Source organism: Actinoplanes sp. CA-015351, from assembly GCF_050955685.1.
GTDB lineage: Bacteria > Actinomycetota > Actinomycetes > Mycobacteriales > Micromonosporaceae > Actinoplanes.
The window spans coordinates 5,860,303-5,882,497 of the sequence record NZ_CP192102.1 but is presented as its reverse complement, the minus strand read 5'-3'; the positions used below and the strand labels follow the sequence as shown (position 1 = coordinate 5,882,497).

Genomic DNA, 22,195 nt, shown 5'->3' with positions numbered 1-22,195 from the left:
CGAAGGGAACCGTCCATGATGATCACCCGTCGGCGTGCGATCCTCGGCGCCGCTCTGTCGATAACGCTGCTGGCCGCGGGCTGTTCCTCCGCCGACGACACGGGGGAGGAGACCGCCGCCGCGACCACCGTCTCGGACGCCGATGTGCAGGCCGCGCTCGAAGCCGGCGGCAACATCACGGTCTGGGCCTGGGAACCGACCCTGACCCAGGTTGTCGCCGACTTCCAGAAGAAATACCCCAAGGTCAAGATCAACCTCCAGAACACGGGTACGGGAAACGACGCGTACACCGCCCTGCAGAACGCGATCCAGGCCGGCGCCGGTGTCCCGGACGTCGCGCAGATCGAGTTCTACGCGTTGCCGCAGTTCAGCCTCTCCAAGGCGGTCACCGACCTGAACGCGTTCGGCGCCAGGTCGCTGGACGGGACGTTCACGCCGGGCACCTGGGGCGCGGTGCACTCCGGCGAGGCGATCTACGGCCTGCCGATGGATTCCGGCCCGATGGCGCTGTTCTACAACGCCGAGGTCTTCGAGAAGCACCAGCTCGGTGTGCCGGCGACCTGGGAGGAGTACGCGGCGGCGGCCGAGAAGCTGCACAAGGCCGACCCGAAGGCGTACATCACCAGCGACAGCGGTGAGGCCGGCTTCACCACCAGCCTGATCTGGCAGGCGGGCGGCAAGCCCTACACCGTCGACGGTACGAACGTGGGCGTCAACTTCACCGATCCGGGCACCCAGAAGTTCACCACGCAGTGGCAGAAGCTGATCGACGGCAAACTGCTCAGCTCGGTGCCGAGCTGGTCGGACGGCTGGTACCAGGGCCTCGCCGATGGCACCATCGCCTCGCTGGTGATCGGCGCCTGGATGCCGGCGAACCTGGAGTCCGGTGTCAAGGCGGGCAATGGCAAGTGGAAGGTCGCGCCGATGCCGCAGTGGGAGAGCGGCGGCAAGGCCACCGCCGAGAACGGCGGCAGCTCCATCGCGATCCCGGAGAAGGCCACGAACAAGACCCTTGCGTACGCGTTCCTCAAGTACGCGACGGTCGACGAGGGAGCGCAGAGCCGGGTCGACAACGGCGCCTTCCCGGCCACCACGAAGCAGCTGAACGCGCCGGAGTTCCTGAACAAGGAGTTCCCGTACTTCGGCGGTCAGAAGGTCAACGAGGTTCTCGCCGCGTCCGCCGGGCAGGTCGTCCCCGGCTGGTCGTACCTGCCGTTCCAGGTTTACGCCAACAACATCTTCAACGACACCGTCGGTAAGGCGTACCTCGGGCAGGGCACTCTCCAGGACGGCTTGAAGTCCTGGCAGGACGCATCGGTCAAGTACGGCCAGGAACAGGGTTTCACAGTTAAATGAGCTCAGCTGACAACACTCCCCGGCGCTGGCTTCGTCGCGCCGGGGAGGCCCGGATGGAATTCGGCACCGATTACAACCCCGAGCAGTGGCCGCGCGAGGTCTGGGACGACGACGTACGCGCGATGCGCGAAGCGGGCGTCACCATCGTCTCGCTCGCGATCTTCTCGTGGGCCCGTCTCCAGCCGCGGGAGGACACGTACGACTTCGAGTGGCTCGACGACGCGATGGACCTGCTCCACGCGAACGGGATCGCTGTCGACCTCGCCACGGCCACTGCTTCGCCGCCGCCCTGGCTGACCACGAAACACCCGGAGATCCTGCCGGTGAACCGGGAGGGCAACACCGTCTGGCCGGGAGCGCGTCAGCACTGGCGGCCGACGTCGCCGGTGTTCCGGGAGCACGCGCTGCGTCTGGTCCGTGCGCTGGGCACGCGTTATGCGGCCCACCCTGCTCTTGTCGCGTGGCATGTGAACAACGAGCTGGGCTGCCACAACGTCTACGACTTCTCCGACGATGCGGCGTACGCCTTCCGGCAGTGGCTTTTGAACCGTTATGAAACGATAAACGTGCTCAATGAAGCCTGGGGGACTGCTTTCTGGTCGCAGCGCTACGACAGCTTCGACGAGATTCTGCCGCCCCGCCTTGCCGCGTCGCACCCGAACCCGACGCAGCAGCTCGACTTCAAGCGCTTCTCCTCGGACGCGCTCAAGGAGCACCTGCGCGCCGAGAAGGCGATCCTGCGCGAGATCACCCCGGACGTGCCGGTCACCACGAACTTCATGGTGATGGGCTCGCAGAGTTCGATGAACTACGCGGACTGGGCGGCCGAGGTCGACTTCGTCTCCAACGACCACTACGTGGTGCCCGGACCACAGGCCGGCGACGAGCTCTCCTTCTCGGCGAACCTCACCGGCTGGCTGGCCGGTGGGCAGCCGTGGTTCCTGATGGAGCACTCCACCAGCGCGGTCAACTGGCAGCCGGTCAACGTCGCGAAACGGCCCGGCGAACTCGCCCGGGACTCGCTCACGCATGTGGCGTACGGGGCTGACGCGGTCTGCTTCTTCCAGTGGCGGCAGTCGAAGGCCGGTGCGGAGAAGTACCACTCGTCGATGCTGCCGCACGCCGGGACCGACAGTGCGGTCTTCCGGGCGGTCGCCGGCCTCGGGCAGCAGCTTCGTGAGCTGGCGCCGGTCGCCGGTACACCGCGGACCGCCGCCCAGGTCGGGATCGTCTTCGACTGGGAGTCGTGGTGGGTCTCCGAGCAGGACTCGCACCCGACCGACCGGCTGCGGTACCGGCAGGAAGCCCTCGACTGGTACACCGCGCTGCTGGACAACGGCATCCGCGCCGACGTGGTGCCGACCGGCGGGGACCTGGAGCGTTATCAGGTGCTGATCGCGCCGGTGCTGCACGTGGTGCCGGCGGCGCTCGCCGATCGGATTTCACGATTTGTCGGCAATGGTGGACATTTCGTGACGACCTACTTCTCCGGCATCGTCGACGAGAACGACCACGTCTGGCTCGGCGGATACCCGGGTGCGCTGCGGGACCTGCTCGGCATCCGGATCGAGGAGTTCGCGCCGCTGCTCGACCACGAGAGCGTGGAACTCGACAACGGTGTGACCGGGACGCTGTGGACCGACCGGATCGACGTGACCAGCCCGGAGGTCGAGGTGCTCGCCCGGTACAAGACCGGTGAGCAGGCCGAACGTGCCGCCATCACCCGTCGGCCGGTGGGCAGCGGGTCGGCCGCGTACGTGTCGACCCGGCTCGGCGCGGACGGGCTGGCCACGGTGCTGCCGGCTCTGCTCGCACCGGCCGGTGTGGTGAGCGAGTTGCCGGCCGAGCTGCGGGGCCGGGTCGAGCTGGCGATCCGTGGTTCACACCGGTTCTTCATCAACCGGACCGACGAGCCGATCGACCTGCCCGAGGGCACCCTGGCGGCGCGAGGCGTACTCGTCCTCTGAGCCGTACCCGGGTGCCCGGCGCCATGCCGGGCACCCGGGTGACGCTTACGCGGGTGGGACGGGACGGAACGCCGTCGCTGCTGACTCGCTCAATATCAGACGATCGCCATCCAGGGCTACATATCGGCTCGGATAATTGTATGAACGTAGTGTCAGCGCCGTGCCGGACGAAATCGACGCGGTGCAAAAGGTGCTGTCCGCGTCGAACAGTTTCGAACTGCCCGCCTGGTCCAGACGGATTCCGTAGTCCCGATGGCGCAGATAATATCCGGGAAAGTTTACTGATTCGAGCGAGAAGCAGTCCGAAGCAGACCGCCCGGTACGAACCACAAACCGTGAGTCGGCCCGGTCGCCCTCGCTGCTGCTCGACGAGATCACGTCGATACGCGCGACGTAGTTCCGGTGCCGCACCCGGTACCCGGTCCGGAACGACGGCTCGAGACCGACCGTGGCGCCGACCGTCAGCGCGATCGGTGGGGTCGTGGTCCTCGACGGCGACGGTGCTGCCGCCTTGGATGGCGAGGGCGGCCGCTTCGATGCCGAACTCCTGGTCGCGACAGGTGCGACCGCTGGGGAAGTGACTGTCGTGCGGCTGGGTGGCGGCCGCAGGGAAATCGTCTCCTCAGGCAGGATCGGGAAGGCCGGCATGTCCGGCCACGGTGCTTGACTCCGCACGGCCACCGGCGCCGGCGCCTCCTCGTCGCTGTCGTCGAGCGCGACGATCGCGGTCACCGCACACCCCAGGGCGGCGACGACGGCCAGGAGCAGGAAGTGCCGCGTGGGGCGAACCGGTGTGGTCGCGCCGGGGCCGAGCGCACGCCGTTCGGGCACTCGGGGAAGTGCCGGACGCCCGCCTTGGTAGCCGGGCTCGGAGGAGGAGGAATACGGCGGCACCCAACCGCCGACGCGAAGCCGGTTTTGGCTCTCATCTTCCGGCATCAATTTCGCTTTCCGTAGGAACGTCGAGCATTACCACTTAATGGTTCGATAATGATCTACAGGTTACCGACGGTTCAGGGCAAGGGTTTGGGGCCAGGGAATTCATCTGGGAGCGATCCCAGTCGAACTGATCAGACCTCTCGTCCGTATCTCATCACCGGAGCCACCCGCGCGCCGACCGAGGAGAGTACGCGTGGACAGTCCTGTCGCACCCGCCCCACCGACGCCGGATCCCGTGCCGCCGGCCAAGCCCACCCTGCCTGACATCTCCGAGTACTGGCCCGACCCGGCCAAGCCTGATCCGGCCAAGCCCGATCTGGTCAAGCCTGATCTGGTCAAGCCTGATCTGGCCAAGCCGCCGCATCGCCTCGGGCCGCCTGCTGATCACTACGAGCTGCCCGGCAGCGAAGCGACCCGGACCGGCCGGGGACTCGCCGACGACACGTATCCCGGCTCTGCCCGGCCCACTCTGGAGCTTCACCTGCATCCCCGGCCGCGGCGCGGGTTCCGGCGTACCGTCGTGGTGGTCGCAGGGTTGCTGGCCCTCGTGGCGATCGCCGGCTGGGCGGTGTTGCGCGACGGTGAGCAGGAGACCCGGCTACCGGCCTTCGAGCAACCGGCGGCGCTGGCGCCCGGCAACAACCCGCCCGTGGTGATCGGCGAACCGGAACCGAGCCAGGCCGCGGTGGTTCCGGACGCGGCCACCCTCGAGTTCGTCGACGGCACCACCGAGGTGAACGTGACGATCGGAACCGTGCCGAGCGGCTGGTTCCGGGTCACCAGCCCGGACGGCAGTGGCGTCAAGGCCCGCGCCCAGCTCGACGGCGACACGGTGAAGGTCTTCGTGGAGCCGACCGGTCCGGAAGGCCCGGCCCGGGTGGACGTGCTGCTCAGCGAGGACGTCACCTGGTCGCTGCGGATGCGCGGCGGAGCCCGGGTCGCGAACTTCGACCTGACCCGGGGCAAGCTCGACCGGATCGACCTGCTCGGCGGCACCGCCCGCACAAGCATCGCCCTGCCCGCCACCGACACCGCGATCCCGATCCTGATGGGCGGCGGCGTCAACACCTGGCGGATCAGCACGGACGGCGAGGTTCCGGTACGCGCCGAGTTCCGCAAGGGCGCCGGAACCGTCTCGCTGTACGGCAAACGTGACCGCGGCATCGCTGTCGGCACCACGCGTACCGCGGGCAACGGCGACGACACGGTCGAGATCACGGCGGAAGCCGGCATCGGGACGCTGACCGTGACAGCACGGTGACCCCGGTTGATCGTTTGACCCTGGTTGATCGTTTGACCCTGGTTGATCTGTGGCCCTGGTTGATCTTTGACCCTGGTTGATCTTTGACCCTGGTTGGCGGCGCCCTGGCCCGGTTCGGCACAATTCCGGCGTGACACGAGCAGAGGGCGACGCCGCACCACCGGAGACCACCGTCTCACTGGACCACTTCACCGGGCTGTACATGGCGAAGGACGATCCGTGGGACGTGGCGACCAAGTGGCACAACCAGCGTAAATACGCGGTCACCCTGGCGAGCCTGCCCCGTGAACGCTACAAACGCTGTTACGAGCCGGGCGCCTCGATCGGCCTGTTCACCCGGATGCTGGCACCCCGCTGCGACGCGGTCCTGGCCACCGACAGCGTCGAGGAAGCCGTCCAGCAGGCCCGCGACAACACCGCCGACCTGCCGAACGTCACCGTCGAACGCGCCATGGTCCCGGCCGACATGCCGTCCGGAACCTTCGACCTGGTAGTCATCGGCGACCTGCTCTACTACCTGTCGGCCGCCGACCTGGACGCGTTCCTGACCGGCATGCTCAACCGGCTCGAACCGGACGGCGACCTGGTCTCCCTGCACTTCCGCAACCGCGACGGCGACGGCGATTACGACGGCCACCACGTCCACGAGACCTTGGCGGCCCTGCCGGGCCTGGATCGCGTCATCCACCACGAAGACGAGTGGTTCCTCCTGGACGTCCTCCGCCGGCTCCCCTGAGGGTACGCACCAAAGCCCCCAAAGCCCCCGAACCATGCCAGGCCCTACGAGCCGGCAGCCCGAACCGCCGAGCGCCGAGCCGTAGCTGCGGCATGTCATGGCGCCGCCGTTCCGTGTCCGAGCTACAGCTCGCGGGCCCACGCCATCCAGACGCGGACCTTGTGAGGTTTCGCCGGGTCGGCAACCGCAAGCTCACAAGATCTGAGCCGGACGGGTTTGAAGCAGGTGTTCGCCGGGCCGTGGGGTCCGGTTGCGGCAGGACGGCCGCAGCAGCCGGGCTCACCCTCACCGAGGCGGTCCCGCTTCTCCTTTCCTACGCGTAATCGCCGAACGCCCGCCACCCCGAGGCGACTGACGCCCCTCCCGCCGGCGCGACCCGCCGCCGGCCCCGGCGCCCCGCTGGGCCGCCCGGGCCGCTGGGCCGCCCGGGCCGCTGGGCCGCCCGGGCCGCCGCTCCGCGCGGGCGGCGGGGTCGCCGGGTTGCTCCGCCGCAGCCCCGATGCGTGTTGATTTCGGGTGCAATTCGCACCTCACGTCCACACGCACGCCGCAGAACGGCTGTTCGTGGTGACTTCGGGTTCGTATCGCACCCTAAATCAACACACCGAGCCGTAAGTCGACACGCACACCGCAAACAGTGCCGGCTACCTCATGTGGTTGCTCTGCGAATCGTGCTCGCCCGGGCGTGTCAGGGCGCCCTGCGCGGTCGGTCGCAGCCGGCATTAGCTGATCTTGGCAAGCTGCGCCCACATGTCAGCCCGGACCTGCAAAGGTCGGCGCTACGCCACGCCACTGCGCACGGCGCGGCGCGGCACTGCGGCAGGGCACTGCGGCGCGGCACTGCGGCACGGCACTGCGGCACGGCACTGCGGCACGGCACTGCGGCACGGCACTGCGGCACGGCACTGCGGCACGGCACTGCGGCACGGCACTGCGGCAGGGCTCTGGTCAGTGGGCCGTGTGCAGGGCTTGGAGGCTGGGGATCGGGGTGGTGCCGGTGGGCGTACCCGATGGGGTTTTCAGGCAATGCACCTGGTCGGCGGTTGCGGCATGGAGCCTGAGTCCGTCCGGGGTCAGGGCCAGGCCGCGCAGCGGGCCTGGTAGCGAGCGGCTTGCCGTTACCGCGTCGGTCGAGCGGTCGAGGGCCGTGACCGTGTCGCCGCCACCGACGAACGCGTGGGTGGCGGTGAGCTTCAGGAACGCACTCGCGGCGGGCGGTTTCGAGAACGCACTCGCGGCGGGCGGTCTCGAGAACGCACTGGCAGAGGGCGGTTTCGAGAACGCACTCGCGGCGGGCGGGACGTCCAGCACCCGGGTGATCGTCAGGGTTGACGGGTCGGCGTAGGCGATTTTGCCGGCGCCCAGGTCGGCTACCGCTATGTGGCGGGCGTCGGCGGCCAGGGCGTGGGCCTGCGGTGCGCTGGTGCCGAACGGGTGAGGCAGGTCCAGGCAATATGCCCAGCCGTCGGTCAGGTGCAGGACGTGGACGAACGCGTGGGCGTTGCCGGGGCGGCCGGAGAGCAGGTCGCGGGTGTGCGCGTGGCCGGGCTGATGGGTGTAGAGCGTGAACAGCATCGCGCCGTCCGCGGAGAGGACCGCCTGGCGGCCTTCGCCGCGCATCTCCTCCTCGGCACCGGGCGGTACCGGGGTTTTGTCGCGGGTGTTCAGCGGGTGCAGTTCGCCGGAGTTCAAGTCGAGCAGGCGGACCCGGTAGTGGTCGGGTGCGGTCGCGGGCAGCCATTCCAGGACGAACAGGCCGGATGCGTCGCTGGTGAAGGCATCCGGTTCGATCACACCGGGCAGCCGGAACTTGCGCGGGCCGCCGGGCGCGGCGATCAGGATCGGCGACCAGTCCCGACCAGCCGGGATCGCTCCGGGCAGGGCAGGGGTCAACGCGCACGACCGGCCGTCCGACGAGATCGCCCGGGGCTGCCACCCGCCCCCGTAACCGTCACTGCGGATGACAGCCCCGGAAACCGGGTCGATCTGGTCCAGGCCGTCGCTGCGGGCGGAATACAGGAACCGGCCGTCGTGGCTGAGGGTCGCGGCGTGACCGATCACCTGCCGGCCGGAGGAGGAAGCCCGGACCAGGCCGCGATCGGTCTCCACGAGCAGGACGTCTTGCAGGGAGAACGCAGCCGAGGAGCGGGAACGGCACGCCGTCAGAGCCAGCCCCGCTCCGGCCAGGACAAGGAAGTTCCGCCGAGTCGTCATGCAAGCAGGACACCGCTCGCCGGGAACCGGTTCCCGATCGGCGGTGTCTCTATGGTGTGGTGAAGGGGGCGGCCATCGATTTCGACGAGGCGGATGCCGTGGCGAGGGCCCGCGGCGGCGATCTGGACGCGTACGAGGTTCTGGTCGCTCGCTTCACCGCGCCCGCTCATCGGGCCGCCGTGCTGCTCGGTGCGGGCGCCGACGCGGACGACGTGGTGCAGGAGGCGTTCGTGAAGGCGTACCGAGGGCTGGGGCGTTATCGCGGTGACGGCTTCAAGGCGTGGCTGCTGGCGATCGTCGCGAACGAGACCCGCAACCTGATCAGATCCCGCCAACGCCGGGCCGGTCTGCTGAAACGGGCCGCCGAACCCGAGACGCTGGAGATCGATCCGGCGGAGACGGCCGAGGCTTCCGAGCGGCGGCGGTTTCTCGTCGAGCAGCTGCGGGCGCTCGACATGCGGGATCGTGAGGTGCTCACCTGCCGTTACCTGCTGGACCTGTCCGAGGCGGAGACGGCGACGACGCTCGGCCTGCCCCGCGGAACGGTGAAGTCGCGGACCGCTCGGGCGCTGACCCGGCTGCGCGATCGGATGCCCGTGCGGGAGGTGCCCGGTGCGTGACGACGACGAGCTGATCGGTGAGTTGCGTGAGATCGGGCGGGCTTTGCGCGTACCCCAGGCTCTTGATCAGAGGAACGCGGTGCGTGCGCGCCTCACTGCGCCGGCGCCGCGCCTGCGTCGCGTGCGCTTGGCGGCAATTTCCCTGGTGGCGGCCTTGATCGCGACGCTCGCTCTGGTTGCTCCGGCACGCGCCGCGGTGGTCCAGGTGGTCGGTGATCTTCTGCGTGTGGCAGGGATTTCGGTACGCGCGGAGCACCCGCCCACCGATCTCCCGGTGGACCCGAGCCCTCTGCCGTCGACCGTTTCGTCCGATCTGGACGAGGCTCGCCGGGTGGCCGCGTTCCCGGTGACGGTGCCGGTTGATCTGGGCCCGCCGGAGGAGGTGCTGCTCGCCGATCCCGGTCCGGACGGCAAGCCGCGGGTGATCACCATGACGTTCCGTGGTGGGACGGTGCGGTTCGATCAGTTCGACGGGACCCTCGACGGCGGGTTCCTGAAGACCACACCCGACGCCGAATGGGTAGACCTTGGTACTGGCGCACCCCTCGCGGCGTGGCTCCCGGAACCGCATCCACTGACCTATATCGGTCGTGACGGCGTGACGCGCACTGAGACGGCGCGTCTCGCCGGACCGTCTTTGATCTGGTCGTCGACCCGCAACCTCACCTATCGGCTGGAGGGGCTCCGGACACTCGGCGAGGCGACGGCGCTGGCGCGCTCGGTGCAGTGATCATTTAGGGAGAAGGTACCGTTTGTCCGGATGAGAACTCTGCCTGCTCTCTGTGGACTCGCTGCTCTGGTTGCTCTCGGTGGTTGCACGGCCGACCCTTCGCCGCAGCCGTCGCCGACCACCACCGCCTCGGCCGCACCATCCTCGGCCGCCGAAGAGTTCTATGTGGAGCCGGACGCTCCCGCCGTCGGGCAGGTCGTGACCTGGACGGCCGCCGGGCGCGCCGCCGACGCCGCCGCGGTACGCCGGATCGCCGAGTCACCGGCCGCCGTCTGGTTCGCCGACGGCGAGCCCGGATACGCCGACCGCGCCCGTGCCCTGGTCACCGCGGCCGCCGCGGCCGGACGTACCCCGGTGCTCGTCGCCTATTACGTGCCGCAGCGGGACTGCGGGGCGTACTCAGGGGGAGGAGCGCCGGATGCGGCCTCCTACCGCACCTGGATCGCCGGGCTGGCCGGGGCGCTGGGCGACTCCCGCGCGATCGTGGTGCTGGAACCGGACGCCGTGACCCACGTCCTGCAGGGCTGCGTGAGCGGCCCGTCCGCCGAGGAGCGGTACACCCTGCTCAGCGAGGCGATCACCACGCTCAAGGCCGCGCCGGGCGCGCGGGTCTACCTCGACGGCGGCAACCCCAGTTGGGTACGCGACGTCGACCGGGTAGCGACCGCCCTGGTCAAGGCCGGGGTGAAGAAGGCCGACGGATTCAGCCTGAACGTGGCGAACTTCGAGACCACCGAGGCGAACGTCAGCTACGGCACGCAGATCTCGGATCGGCTCGGCGGCGCCCGGTTCGTCATCGACACGAGCCGCAACGGCAACGGGCCGGCCGCTGTCGACGCCCGGGACGCCGAGGGGCACTGGTGCAACCCGGAGGGCCGGGCGCTCGGCCCGTCGCCGACCACGCAGACCGGTGAGGCGCTCGTGGACGCGTACCTGTGGGTGAAACGGCCGGGAGAGTCCGACGGCGAGTGCCGCGCGGGTGCTCCCCCGGCCGGTCAGTGGTGGCCCGAATACGCCCTTGAGCTGGCGACCAATTAGCGGATTCTTACCCATTTCGCGGGTGATGGCGTTCCCGCTCCGTCGACCAGGAAGAGCATGTACCAGCCGGCCGGCACCAGGCCGCGTTTCTCCGGGACGGACAGCGTGACACCGCCCGGCGCCCGCTTCACCCCGAGCGCGATCGACCTCTGGTCCACATCGGTGCCGTGGGTGACCGCGCTGGGGCGTACCAGGCGGGCCTCGCGGACCCGGGCCGCGTCCGGTGTCGCGAACGACGCCTTCTCGCCACGCTTGATCAGGCTCGGGCCGGTGGGCGCGGCCGGGCGGGCGCCCTGGAACAGGTACGGCGGGCTGTAGATCTCGATCCGCTGCTCGAACACGCCCGGGTTCTTGCCGGACCTGTCGTAGATCGGGTCGCTGCCCATCGTGATGACCCGGCCGTCCGGCAGCAGCAGCGCCTCGGAGTGGTAGTTGCGGCCGACTGCCGGCTCCGCTGCTTTACGGAAGGCGTTCTTGCGTACGTCATAGATCTGAGCGGTGAGCAGGTCGCTGCGCTTGCGTCCCTGGTACGGACCACCCCGGTAACCGGACGAGCCGCCGCTGGTGAAGACGGTGTCGTCGGGCAGGACCACGGTGTTCAGGTACCGCGTCGGGTTCGGCAGCCGTGGCCCGGCCCGCCAGGCCGGGCGCGGGTCGTCCAGGTCGGCGATAGCGGTCCGTGCCGTGGAGATGGGAGAGTCACCGACCGCGCCGCCGCCGAGGATCATGACCTTCTGGTCCTGTGCCGGCGGCAGCATCACCGACGCGCTGGTCTCGGTCATCGTGGAGTCGGCGAGGCCGTGCACCGGCTGGAAACGGTTCTTCTTGACGTCCCAGAGGCCGGGGGTCCGTCCCTCGGTCGCCGAGCCGTACCCGGCGTTGGATCCGGAGAAGAAGAGCCGTTCGTCCTGGGTGAGGAAGAGCGCGGGGTACGTCGGGAAGGTCCGGCGCAGGCTCGGCGCGGGCACCCACTTCTTCTTCTTGACCTGGTACCGCTCGTTGGTGCCGGGGATCATCCGGCCGAACTGGTCGAGGCCGGACACGGCCAGCACGTCACCGCCGGCCAGGGTCGCGAGGGTCGGGTACCAGCGGGGCTTCGACAGGTCGCCGGTGCGCACGTAGCGTTCGGTCTCCGGGTCGAACTCGTACGTCGTCTTGTCGCCGCCGTACTCCTGCTTCTCACGGGTGATCTTCTCAGCGATGCCGTACAGGTTGCGGGTGTCGTCACCCTCCAGCCCGAGGATCTTGTACTGCGCCGGTTGCTCGACCACCGGGGCGTCGCCGGGCTCGGCCGCGTCCACCCAGACCTCGACCTCGCCGGCGTGCACCATGGTCTGCGTGCCGTGCCACATCTTGGTGGCGGCCGGCACGCTCACGTCGGCGCGGCTCACGTAGATCCGGCCGTTGTCCGCCTCGAAACGGGTGCCCTTCGGGAACGTCCGCGCCCCGAAGTCCGGCGACTCGTTCTTGATCTTCATGACTCCGGCGGCGTTCTTGATGTTCGCTTCCAGTACCTCGTACGACTTGGTGCCGCCGGCGACCAGCAGCTTGCCGTCGGGCAGGAACGTGTGCCCGGCGCAGAACAGGTCGGTCGGCGTCGGCACGTCGGAGAACCTGTCGGTACGCGGATCCCAGAGGATCGTCCGGAACGTGCCGGCCTCGAAGTTCTCCCGGTTGTTGCCGGAACCCGCGATGATCAGCACCTTGCCGGTCTTCAGCAGGGCACCGTGAATCGCATTGATCTTGAATCCGGCCGGTACCGGCAGGAGCGACCAGTGGCCGAAGGTCTCCTTGTAGGACTGCCGGTTGATGGCGAACTCGTGGTACTGGTCGGTCGCGAGGACCACTATCGGGCGGTTCACCACGGCCACGGCGGCCAGGGCCAGGATCGTGGTCAGGGCGGTCAGTAATCGCCGGGCGGGTGTGGGTCGGGTTCGGGGGGTCATGCGTACGTCTCCACGGGTTCTTTGTGTTCTTCTTTTTCTTCTGGTTCGGGAGCTGTCGCGGGCGGGACTCGCCGGGACTGAGCCAGCCAGATTGCCGGCGGGGTGAGGCAGAGCGTCATGTTGAGCGCCGGCCACAGCCACATGAACCCGTGCGCGTGCCCAGTGACCAGGGCGATGACCAGCAACGCGGCATAGAACGCGGCCCATTGCAGGTGGCTACGGAACGTGAGCAGCCGATCCGGGCTGGCCGAGTCACCCTTCGGCGTCACCACGAAACCGGCACGCCGGCGCAGCACCGCCTGCAGAAACGAGGAGACGTAGATCGGCGCGCACAGCGTGGAGAGCAGCATCCCGGCCAGGCCTGAGGATCCGGCCTCCTCGTGCGGGCTGATGTTGTGCCGCCGGTTCCAGATGTAGAGGCCGACCTGGAAGATCGCGGCGTCCACATAGAGCATCAGCCACACCTGCTGCGGCACCTGCACACCCTGGATGCCGAGCACGATGTGCAGCACGGCGGTGGCCGCGCCGAGCAACCAGGCGACAGCGGTCAGCGGGTAGTACGCCATCAGCAGGCCGTAATGCACCGACCTCATCAGGCCGAGCTTGCGGATCATGGAGCCGAACTGGGCCACGCAGACCTCGTCGGTGCCGCGTGACCAGCGGTGCTGCTGGCTGAAATAGTCGGTCCAGGAGGACGGTCCCTCGCCGACAGCGAGCACGTCCGGCGTGTAGATGGATTTCCACCTATTCCCCGTTTTTTCGTTACGAGTGCTGTGCACCACCAGGCTCGTCGCCATGTCCTCGGTGATCGAGTCCTGGAGTCCGCCGATCGAATTCAGCGCGGCGATGCGTACCGCGTTGTTCGTGCCGACCAGCATCGGGATCCCCAGCCGGTTGCCGGCGCGCTGCAGCAGCGAGTGGAACAGGTACTGCTGCGACTCGGCCCAGCGGGTGATCACGTTGTCGTAGTTGCCGTAGATCTGCGGGCCGATGACGAACGCGACGTCCGGGTCGCGGAAGTACCCGAGCAGCCGTTCGCAGAAGTTCGGCAGCGGCACGTGGTCCGGGTCGACCGAGACGAACGCGTCGTACCGGCTGCCGTGCTGGTCGATCCAGGCGTTGTAGTTGCCGTGCTTGGTCTTCGCCTTGAAACCGCCGGCCTCGGTGTTCCAGCGGGCCACGCCCTTGCGGCTGAAGTGGCGGACGCCGACGTCGCGGCACATGGCCTTGACCTCGGGGTCGTTGCCCTCGTCCAGCAGCCAGACGTCGTACCGGCCCGGGTGCCGGATCGCCCGCGCCGCCCGCAGCGTCTGCGCCACCATCTCCAGCGGTTCCTTGCCGGGAACGATGGTGGTGAGGAACGCGACGCGCAGGTCCTCGTCCGGCGGCACCGGCACCGGATCCCGCGCGCGAAGGGTGGCGAGGCACAACGTCACGACGTTGACCAGGCGGAACAGTTCGATCAGCGCGGTCATCGCGATCATGACGGCGGTGATCGCCTTCTGCTTCTCCGGTAGCTCCATCGAGGAGATCAGCCAGCCGAAGAACGTCGACTCGAAAGCGAAGGCGAAGGTGGCGATCAGCAGCGTACGGACGGGCCGCCGCTGGGAGAGCGGTTTGAGGCGGACCCGATACCCCGCCTCCGGCACCGGGTCGGTGTCGCCTGCGAGCCGGCTGAAGCCGTCGTAGTCGTACGTCATCGGTCTCCCTGCATCGACGAGCTCCTGTCGGGGGATCAGGCCCCCGGTGGATAACGCATCAAATGCGGCGCAGGGTATTTAGCACGGCTACCGGTCACATAGGAACAATATCTAGAAATAGTAAACTTAGGACATACCGGACCCTCTTGCATGCGTCGGTGGCACCTGTCGTTTTCGTCGAACCATCACGCGCTGTGATCCGTTCTCTCTGACGTGGGCGGGGCGGAACGGCCCCGCGGTGACCTGACTTAGGCGGTGGCAATGCTGATCCTGTCCCTGCTCATCCTCGTTCTGGCCGGCGCCTGCGTGCTGGCGGTGCGAGGCGTACGCGCGGATGCCAAGGCGGAAGCGGAGCCGCTGAGCCTCCCGGAGGCGTTCTTCGCCCCGCAGAGTCTCGAGGGCGTGCTCTGCGTCCAGCTGCTCGACGGCGAGATCACCCAGCAGCAGTACGTCCGCTCCATGGCGGGTCTCGCCGCCCGTGACGACGAACGCCACCCGCTGACGGTTCCCCGTTACGAGGAGTGACCCTGACGGTCCGTTCCTCCGGCGCGACCCGCCGCCGGCCCCGGACGCCCCTCACCCCTAGGCTGCTGTAGTGATCATCAGCGGGAGGGGCGGCGCATGAGTTCCGAGGTCGAGACGCTGCAGGCCCTGCTGCGGATCCCCACCGTCTCCACGCGGGACGCCGACGCCTGGGACCACGAGGCGTTCGCAGCGTTCCACGCCGAGCTGAGCGAACGCTTCCCGCTGCTGCACACGAAGCTGGAGTTGACCCGGGCTGGACGGTACGGGCTGCTCTTCCGCTGGCCCGGCGCCTCCGCGGACCGTCCCGTCGTGCTGATGGCACACATGGACGTCGTTCCGGTCGAGGGCGGGCAGTGGACGCACCCGCCGTTCGCCGGGATCGTCGAGGACGGGGTGATCTGGGGGCGCGGCACCCTCGACGACAAGGCCAGCCTCGTCGCGATCTGCCTGGCCGTCGAAGATCTGCTGGCGGCGGGGCATGTGCCGGCCCAGGACGTCTGGCTGTCGTTCGGCAGTGACGAGGAGGTCGCCGGCCAGGCGGCGCCGGCGGCCGTCGAGGAGCTGCGGCGGCGCGGCGTGGAGCCGTGGTTCGTGCTCGACGAGGGTGGCGCGGTCGCCTACGACGCGTTTCCCGGGGTGACCGAGCCGATCGCGGTCGTCGGGGTGACCGAGAAGGGCATCACGTCGCTGGAGCTGCGGGTCGAGGGGCGCGGCGGGCACGCTTCCACCCCGTCGAAACTGGGGCCTACGGCTCGGCTGGCGCGGGCGATCACCCGGCTCGATCGGTCCGCGATGCCGGCGTCGATGCCGGAGGCCACGCTCGCGCTGTTCCGGCGGGCCGCCCCGCTGGCCGCGCAGCCGATGCGGTCGGTGCTGACCGCGGCGTCCCGGGTCCCGGCGCTGCTGACCAGGCTGCTGCTCGCCGCCGGCCCGGAACCGGCCGCGATGGTACGCAGCACGTTCGCGGTCACCACGCTGAGCGGTTCGCCGTCGCTGAACGTGGTGGCGGCCAGCGCCACGGCCGGCGTCAACATCCGCGTGATGATCGGCGACACGGTGTCCGACGTGGTCGAGCACGTGCGGCGCGCGGTGAACGACGACAAGGTGCAGATCCGGATCATCGACGCGGGCGAGCCGTCCCCGTCGTCACCGGTGGACGAGGCGTTCGACCTGCTCTCAGCAGCCACGGCCAGGCACTTCCCGGAGGCGGTGACAGCGCCGTACGTGATGATGGCGGCCACCGACGCCCGGCATTTCACCGCGATCAGCCGCCGGGTGTACCGCTTCACCCCGTTCGAGATGACCAAGGCCCAGCGCGAGGCGATCCACAGCCACGACGAGCACCTGCACGTCTCCGCCTTTCTCAAGGGCGTCGCCTGGTACGGCACCCTGCTCCGTTCCCTCCCCTAGATCACATCCGGCTGGCCCGCACCGCTGCTTGAATCCCGGGTCGCCGCCGCTGGCCGCTGAGTGTTACTCGCTGCTACGGCAGGGCCGGCCGGTAGTCGATGTGTGGAGCATGGTGGGGCCCCCAGGCACCGCCCGTTACCAAGATCTGCCGGAACGCCCGCGAGCACGATACGCAGAGCAACCGCATGAGGCGTGTCGACTTTCGGCTCAGTGTGTTGATTTGGGGTGCGATACGAACCCGAAGTCGCCACGAACAGCCGTTCTGCGGCGTGCGTGTGGACGTGAGGTGCGAATTGCACCCGAAATCAACACGCATCGGGGCTGCGGCGGCCCGGCCCGGCCCGGCGGCCCGGCCCGGCTCGGCGGCTCGGCCCGGCCCGGCTCGGCGGCTCGGCCCGGCTGCGGCGGCTCGGCCCGGCTCGGTGGCCGGGCCCGGCTCGGTGACCCGGCTCGGTGGCCCGGCTCGGTGGCCCGGCTCGGTGGCCCGGCGGGGCGCCGGGGCCGGCGGCGGGTCGCGCCGGCGGGAGGGGCGTCAGTCGCCTCGGGACTGCGGGCGTTCGGCGGTTACGCGTAGGAAAGGAGGAGCGGGACCGCCTCGGTGAGGGTGATTACGTCGGCGTATTTGGCGTTGAGGTCGAAGAGGTTGGATTCGTGGGGGGCCGGGGCGCGGTCGGCGCAGGCGTCGCGGACGACGATCGGGCGGAAGCCGTGCTGGAGGGCGTCGAGGGCTGAGGCGCGGATGCAGCCGCTTGTCGAGTAGCCGCCGATGACCAGGGTGTCGATCGAGTGGGAGGCGAGCCAGGCCGCGAGGCTGGTGCCGGCGAAGGCGCTGGCGTAGTGCTTGACCACGACGAATTCGCCCGGGGCCGGTGTCAGCGGCGGGGCGAAATCGCCCAGTTTGTTGCCTGCGGCGAAGACCTTCAGGGCGGGGACCTTGGCGGCGAAGAGGGGGGCCTCGGAGCAGGACTCGTCGGCGAAGCGGACCGTGGTCCAGATGACCGGAATGTCGGACGCGCGGGCATTCTCCGCGAGGAGAGCCATCGCCTCGGCGGCGGCCTGGCCGGTTTCCAGGAAGAGCGGCGAGTCCGGCGCGGTGTACGCGAGAGCCGCGTCGACAAGCAGGATCGCGGGCCGTTCGCCCCAGCCCAGACGGCGGGCGAAACCGGCGGTGGCGTAGTCGTCGTCGAGGCTCATCAGATGACGCCCCGCTCGGCGAGATCGGCGAGCTGAGGCTCGGTGAGGCCGAGCAGGCCCTGGTAGATCTCCTCGTTGTGCGAGCCGAGCGCGGGGCCGGCCCACTTGACCTGGCCGGGGGTGGACGACAGGCGCGGGGCGACGTTCTGCATCGGTACCGGGCCCAGCTCGGGGTGATCGACAGTGATGACCGCCTCCCGGGCCTGGACGTGCGGGTCGGCGATGATGTCCTCGGCCGTGTAGATGCCGCCGGCCGGCACACCCGCGTCGTGCAGCATCGACAGCAGCTTCGCCGACGGGACCGTGCGGGTCCACGCCGCGATGATGTCGTCGAGCTCGGCCTGGTTCTCGCCGCGGGCGCCGTGTGTGGCGTAACGCGCGTCGGCCGGCAGGTCGGGGCGTTCCATCACGTCGGCGAGGCGGCGGAAGACGGTGTCCTGGTTGGCGGCGATCAGCACGTCGGAGCCGTCGGCGCTGGGGTAGACGTTGCTGGGCGCGACGTTCGGCAGGATCGGGCCGGTGCGCTCGCGGCGGTAACCGGCGATGCCCCACTCCGGGATCAGCGACTCCATCATGGCGAGCACGGCCTCGTAGATCGCCGAGTCGACGACCTGGCCACGGCCGGTGCGCTCGCGGGCGTGCAGTGCGGCGAGGGTGCCGAACGCCGCGTAGGTGGCCGCCAGCGAGTCGCCGATCGAGATGCCGCTGCGCGACGGCGCGCGGTCCGGCTCGCCGGTGACGTACCGCAGGCCGCCCATCGCCTCGCCGATCGACCCGAAGCCGGCGCGGGGCGAGTAGGGCCCGGTCTGACCGTAACCGGTCACCCGGACCAGGATCAGACGTGGGTTGATCTCGGCGAGCTCCTCGTAGGACAGGCCCCAGCGCTCCAGGGTGCCCGGCCGGAAGTTCTCCAGGAGCACGTCGGCCTTCTCCACCAGCTTGCGGACCAGGTCCTGGCCCTCTGGCGTGCGTAGGTTGCAGGTCACCGACTTCTTGTTGCGGGCCACCACCGGCCACCACAGCGACTGCCCGTGTGGTTTCTCGCGGCCCCACTGGCGCATCGGGTCGCCCTTGCCGGGGTCCTCCAGTTTGATCACCTCGGCCCCGAAGTCGCCGAGGAGCTGTCCGCAGAACGGCCCTGCCAGGAGGGTGCCGGTTTCCAGGACGCGGATGTCAGATAGTGGCCCGATCATGTTTCGCACCCTATCCTTGCGAAACGATGTTTCGCTAGATGGAACAGGGGTGGCGTGGAGTGGAGATCGTCGAGGTCGGCCCTCGGGACGGCTTGCAGAACGAGAAGCGGGTTCTGCCGGCCGCGGTCAAGATCGAATACGTGCGCCGCGCGATCGCTGCCGGGTTGACGCGGATCGAGGTGGCCGCGTTTGCCCGGCCGGATCGGGTGCCGCAGATGGCGGATGCCGAGGAGGTGCTGCGCGGAGTGCCACGCTCGGAAGATATCCGATATGTCGCCCTGGTGCTGAACGGCCGCGGTTTGGATCGCGCGCTCGCGCTCGAAGACGCCCGGCCTCACGAGATCAACTATGTAGTTGTCGCCTCGGATGAGTTTTCCCGGCGGAACCAGGGGGTGTCCACGGCTGACTCACTGGCTGGATTCCGCGCGGTGTCGCGACGGGCGCGGGACGCCGGATTTTTCGTGACATTGACGATTGCGGCGGCTTTCGGGTGTCCGTTCAGTGGATCGGTGCCGCTGTCCCGGATCCGGGACATCGCGGCCAACGCCGGGCCGGTCGATGAGATCTGCCTGGCCGACACGATCGGCGTCGGCGTTCCGGTCCAGGTCGGCGAGCTGGCCGACACCGTGCGCTCGGTTGCGCCAGGCGCGCCGCTGCGCGCTCACTTCCACAACACACGCAACACCGGGTACGCCAATGCGATCGCCGCCGTGGCCTCCGGTTTCACGGCCCTGGACGCGTCGATCGGCGGCATCGGCGGCTGCCCGTTCGCGCCGGCCGCCACCGGCAACATCGCCACCGAGGACCTGGCCTACCTGCTGCGGCAGTCCCGGGTGCCGTCCGATGTCGATGTGACCGCGGCCGCTTCGGCCGGGCTGTGGATCGGTGCGGAGCTGGGTCTGGATCAGGTGCCGGCGCAGTTGGGGCGAGCCGGTGACTTTCCCGGAGAGCTCTTGCGTTAGTAATGGAAACGGTGTTTCCATTCTCGCATGTTGCGGCCCGGTGGTGCTGATCTGACGATCGCTGGTGGAGTACGGGAGTTCGGCCGGGCCACCCCGGATGTGATCGCGGTGCGTGACGGTGACCGGGCGCTGTCGTACGCAGGCCTGGACGCGCGGTCGTCGCAGCTGGCGTGCGCGCTGCTGGGGCTGGGCCTCTCCGGTGGTGACCGGGTCGCGTTGCTGTGCGGAAACCGTCTTGAGTACCCGGAGATCGCGGCGGGGATCGCCAAGGCCGGGCTGGTGCTGGTGCCGGTGAATCCGCGGCTGACGGCGCCGGAGGTCGGCTTCATCCTCGGGCACTCGGGCGCCCGGGTGCTGATCGCGGACGCAGCGCTGGCCGCCTCGGTTCCTCCCGGCTTTTCCGGATATATCATCACTATCGACGGTGATGTGCTCGGGCCGTCGTACGAGCAGTGGATCGGCGCCGCCTCGTCGCGGGATCCCTGGGTTCCGGTCGACGAGCGGGATCCGTTCTGCATCACCTACACGGCCGGGACCACGGGTGATCCCAAAGGCGTGCTGATCTCGCATCGATCCCGGTCGCTGACGTTCTACGCGACCGCTCTGGAGTGGGGGATCGGCCCGGGCCGGCGGACCATCGCGGTCGCGCCGATGTATCACGGTGCGGGGTTCGCGTTCGCGTACGCGGCTGTCTACTGCGGTGCGACGGTGAGCATGCTGCGGTCCTTCAAGCCGGACGCCTTGATCGACATGATCGCGCGGGATGGGGCGCAGTCGGTGTTCCTGGTGCCGACTCATGCGCAGCTCCTCAAAGGCGCTTTTTCGGAAATTCCGGACCTGCCCACTCTGGACACGCTGTATTTCAACGCCGCCGCCCTGCCCAAGGTGCTCAAGGAGTGGGTGTTCGAGGCCTTCCCCGGTGTCGGGGTGCACGAGCTCTACGGCTCCACCGAGGCCGGCGTCGTCACCAACCTGCGGCCGGCGGACGCCCGCCGTAAGGCCGGGACGGTCGGGCACCCGTGGTTCGGCACCCAGGTGCGGATCGTCGACGGCGCGGGGAAAGAGGTCGGTCCGGGTGAGCCCGGCGAGCTGTACAGCCGCTCCCCGTACCTGATGAACGGCTACCACGAGAACCCCGCCGCAACGGCGGCCTGCACGACCGAGGACGGCTTCCTCACCTCGGGCGACATCGTGATCCGTGACGAGGAGGGCTTCATCTCCATCGTCGACCGGGTCAAGGACGTGATCATCACGGGTGGCGTGAACGTCTACCCGCGTGATGTCGAAGAGGTCCTGCTCACCCACCCGGCCGTCGTCGAGTGCGCGGTCGTCGGTGAGCCGGACGACCGCTGGGGCGAGCGGGTCGTCGCCTATCTGGTCGGCCGGGAACCTGTCGGCGCCGATGCCCTCGAAACGTATCTGCGCGAACGGCTGGCCGGATTCAAGGTTCCCAAGCAGTACCGGACCGTCGCGGCACTACCCCGCAACGCCGCCGGCAAGATTCTGAAACGCGAGCTGAGGAGTACGCCGTGAGGGCACATGTGGAGCTGATTCACGAGGACGACTACATCTTCCACGCCGGTGAGCTGCCGTACGGCGAGGGCAAGATCCTGGAGCGCCGGTTGTCGACCGACGAGGAGGACGGCTCGTCGTCGCTGTCGCTGCACGCCACCTCGGACTGGGGCCGCAGCGCGGGCATCGCGCACGCGCACACCGAGTTCTACGTGGTCGAGGGTTCGCTGATCTACGGCGGCCAGGAACTGGGGGCCGGCGGATACGTCCAGGTGCCCAAGGGTGTGCCGATGGACTGGATCAAGATCCGGGAGGGATCGCGGGTCCTGCACTGGCGGGAGTACGGCGACGTCGGGTTCGACCCGTTCACCAACCTCGCCGAGGCGTCGGCCGCCGCTTCCCCGGAGGCGGCCGAAGGCGTCACGGTCATCGACGCCACCAAGATGGAGTGGACCGAGGCGCAGTCGGTCGGCCCGCTGACCCCGCTCTACATCAAGCTGCTGCACCGGGACCCGAAAACCGGCTTCTACACCCGGCTGATCCGGGCCAAGAAGGGCTGGACCGACCACCGGCTCGCCCACCACCCGTGCTACGAGGAGTTCTACACGCTCGGCGGGAAGATGGCGTACAACTTCGGCGACATCGACGAGGGCACGTACTGTTTCCGGCCGGCCGGTGTGAAGCACGGCCACTTCATCGCCGAGACCGACATCGACTGGATCATCCGGTCGGACGGCGAGCTGACCAACTGGTACACCACCGCCGAGTTCGTCAAGTGGGGCGGCCACGCGGAGAACTACGACGAGCACAACCACAGCCACCAGCCGGTCATCTCGACGCTGCCGGTGCGCTCGCGGTCCCGGGGTGAGTGGTCCGGCGACGGGATGTGAGA

Annotated in this window: 19 protein-coding genes; 13 read left to right on the top strand and 6 right to left on the bottom strand. The window is 69.0% G+C overall.

Going from position 1 to position 22,195, the window contains the following annotated elements; all coding sequences use genetic code 11:
- The first annotated feature begins 15 nt into the window (after positions 1–15).
- Positions 16–1,356, top strand: a complete 1,341-nt coding sequence (locus tag ACQP2E_RS26790; protein WP_433825710.1) for an ABC transporter substrate-binding protein — start codon at positions 16–18, stop codon at positions 1,354–1,356.
- Positions 1,357–1,409: 53 nt separating this feature from the next.
- A complete protein-coding gene (locus ACQP2E_RS26785) occupies positions 1,410–3,323 on the top strand; it encodes a beta-galactosidase (protein ID WP_433825709.1) in 1,914 nt (637 codons plus the stop codon).
- A gap of 45 nt (positions 3,324–3,368) precedes the next feature.
- Here ACQP2E_RS26785 and ACQP2E_RS26780 read toward each other — a convergent pair whose 3' ends face one another.
- On the bottom strand, positions 3,369–4,154 hold the full coding sequence (locus ACQP2E_RS26780; protein ID WP_433825708.1) for an AbfB domain-containing protein: 786 nt from the start codon (positions 4,152–4,154) through the stop codon (positions 3,369–3,371).
- A gap of 301 nt (positions 4,155–4,455) precedes the next feature.
- On the opposite strand from ACQP2E_RS26780, the gene ACQP2E_RS26775 reads away from it, so the two are divergent.
- Positions 4,456–5,523: a hypothetical protein gene (locus tag ACQP2E_RS26775; protein WP_433825707.1), complete on the top strand. Its 1,068-nt coding sequence runs from the start codon at positions 4,456–4,458 to the stop codon at positions 5,521–5,523.
- A 130-nt stretch (positions 5,524–5,653) separates the two neighbouring features.
- The gene (locus ACQP2E_RS26770; RefSeq protein WP_433825706.1) at positions 5,654–6,259 is read left to right on the top strand and encodes an SAM-dependent methyltransferase; all 606 of its coding nucleotides are present in this window, start codon (positions 5,654–5,656) and stop codon (positions 6,257–6,259) included.
- Between the two features lie 948 nt (positions 6,260–7,207).
- Here ACQP2E_RS26770 and ACQP2E_RS26765 read toward each other — a convergent pair.
- Positions 7,208–8,473 carry a YncE family protein gene (locus ACQP2E_RS26765; RefSeq protein WP_433825705.1) on the bottom strand — a complete coding sequence of 422 codons (1,266 nt, stop codon included), beginning with the start codon at positions 8,471–8,473 and terminating at the stop codon, positions 7,208–7,210.
- Positions 8,474–8,532: 59 nt separating this feature from the next.
- Between ACQP2E_RS26765 and ACQP2E_RS26760 the strand changes: the two genes are divergently transcribed.
- The 3 genes from ACQP2E_RS26760 to ACQP2E_RS26750 are packed head-to-tail and all read left to right on the top strand — an operon-like array spanning position 8,533 to position 10,861.
- Positions 8,533–9,093, top strand: coding sequence for an RNA polymerase sigma factor (locus ACQP2E_RS26760; RefSeq protein ID WP_433825704.1), 561 nt, complete (start codon positions 8,533–8,535; stop codon positions 9,091–9,093).
- Positions 9,086–9,823 carry a hypothetical protein gene (locus ACQP2E_RS26755; protein WP_433825703.1) on the top strand — a complete coding sequence of 246 codons (738 nt, stop codon included), beginning with the start codon at positions 9,086–9,088 and terminating at the stop codon, positions 9,821–9,823. Before ACQP2E_RS26760 ends, ACQP2E_RS26755 begins: the two co-directional genes overlap by 8 nt.
- 30 nt (positions 9,824–9,853) lie before the next feature.
- Positions 9,854–10,861 carry a glycoside hydrolase family 6 protein gene (locus tag ACQP2E_RS26750; protein ID WP_433825702.1) on the top strand — a complete coding sequence of 336 codons (1,008 nt, stop codon included), beginning with the start codon at positions 9,854–9,856 and terminating at the stop codon, positions 10,859–10,861.
- Here ACQP2E_RS26750 and ACQP2E_RS26745 read toward each other — a convergent pair.
- Positions 10,858–12,807 carry a galactose oxidase-like domain-containing protein gene (locus ACQP2E_RS26745; protein ID WP_433825701.1) on the bottom strand — a complete coding sequence of 650 codons (1,950 nt, stop codon included), beginning with the start codon at positions 12,805–12,807 and terminating at the stop codon, positions 10,858–10,860. The two genes, ACQP2E_RS26750 and ACQP2E_RS26745, sit on opposite strands and share 4 nt — an antisense overlap.
- Entirely contained in the window at positions 12,804–14,507 is a 1,704-nt protein-coding gene (locus ACQP2E_RS26740; RefSeq protein WP_433825700.1) for a glycosyltransferase family 2 protein, read from the bottom strand. The genes ACQP2E_RS26745 and ACQP2E_RS26740 overlap by 4 nt, the downstream gene beginning before the upstream one ends.
- 261 nt (positions 14,508–14,768) lie before the next feature.
- Between ACQP2E_RS26740 and ACQP2E_RS26735 the strand changes: the two genes are divergently transcribed.
- The 3 genes from ACQP2E_RS26735 (at position 14,769) to ACQP2E_RS26725 (ending at position 17,016) form a co-directional block, all read left to right on the top strand.
- On the top strand, positions 14,769–15,032 hold the full coding sequence (locus ACQP2E_RS26735; RefSeq protein WP_433825699.1) for a hypothetical protein: 264 nt from the start codon (positions 14,769–14,771) through the stop codon (positions 15,030–15,032).
- A 96-nt stretch (positions 15,033–15,128) separates the two neighbouring features.
- Positions 15,129–16,442, top strand: coding sequence for a M20/M25/M40 family metallo-hydrolase (locus ACQP2E_RS26730; protein ID WP_433825698.1), 1,314 nt, complete (start codon positions 15,129–15,131; stop codon positions 16,440–16,442).
- 286 nt (positions 16,443–16,728) lie between these two features.
- Positions 16,729–17,016, top strand: coding sequence for a hypothetical protein (locus ACQP2E_RS26725; protein ID WP_433825697.1), 288 nt, complete (start codon positions 16,729–16,731; stop codon positions 17,014–17,016).
- Here the strand turns inward: ACQP2E_RS26725 and ACQP2E_RS26720 are convergent.
- Both ACQP2E_RS26720 and ACQP2E_RS26715 read right to left on the bottom strand, forming a co-directional pair.
- Positions 17,007–17,636: an isochorismatase family protein gene (locus ACQP2E_RS26720; protein WP_433825696.1), complete on the bottom strand. Its 630-nt coding sequence runs from the start codon at positions 17,634–17,636 to the stop codon at positions 17,007–17,009. The genes ACQP2E_RS26725 and ACQP2E_RS26720 overlap by 10 nt on opposite strands.
- Complete coding sequence (locus tag ACQP2E_RS26715) at positions 17,636–18,829, bottom strand: CaiB/BaiF CoA transferase family protein (RefSeq protein ID WP_433825695.1); 1,194 nt, start codon at positions 18,827–18,829, stop codon at positions 17,636–17,638. The genes ACQP2E_RS26720 and ACQP2E_RS26715 overlap by 1 nt, the downstream gene beginning before the upstream one ends.
- Before the next feature lie 38 nt (positions 18,830–18,867).
- Here ACQP2E_RS26715 and ACQP2E_RS26710 point away from each other — a divergent pair, with 38 nt between their 5' ends.
- From ACQP2E_RS26710 to ACQP2E_RS26700, 3 genes are read left to right on the top strand one after another with little or no spacing between them, the layout of a single operon-like run.
- Positions 18,868–19,791: a hydroxymethylglutaryl-CoA lyase gene (locus ACQP2E_RS26710; protein ID WP_433825694.1), complete on the top strand. Its 924-nt coding sequence runs from the start codon at positions 18,868–18,870 to the stop codon at positions 19,789–19,791.
- A 27-nt stretch (positions 19,792–19,818) separates the two neighbouring features.
- Positions 19,819–21,324, top strand: a complete 1,506-nt coding sequence (locus ACQP2E_RS26705) for a class I adenylate-forming enzyme family protein (protein WP_433825693.1) — start codon at positions 19,819–19,821, stop codon at positions 21,322–21,324.
- Positions 21,321–22,193, top strand: coding sequence for a DUF4437 domain-containing protein (locus ACQP2E_RS26700; protein WP_433825692.1), 873 nt, complete (start codon positions 21,321–21,323; stop codon positions 22,191–22,193). Before ACQP2E_RS26705 ends, ACQP2E_RS26700 begins: the two co-directional genes overlap by 4 nt.
- Positions 22,194–22,195 lie beyond the last annotated feature (2 nt).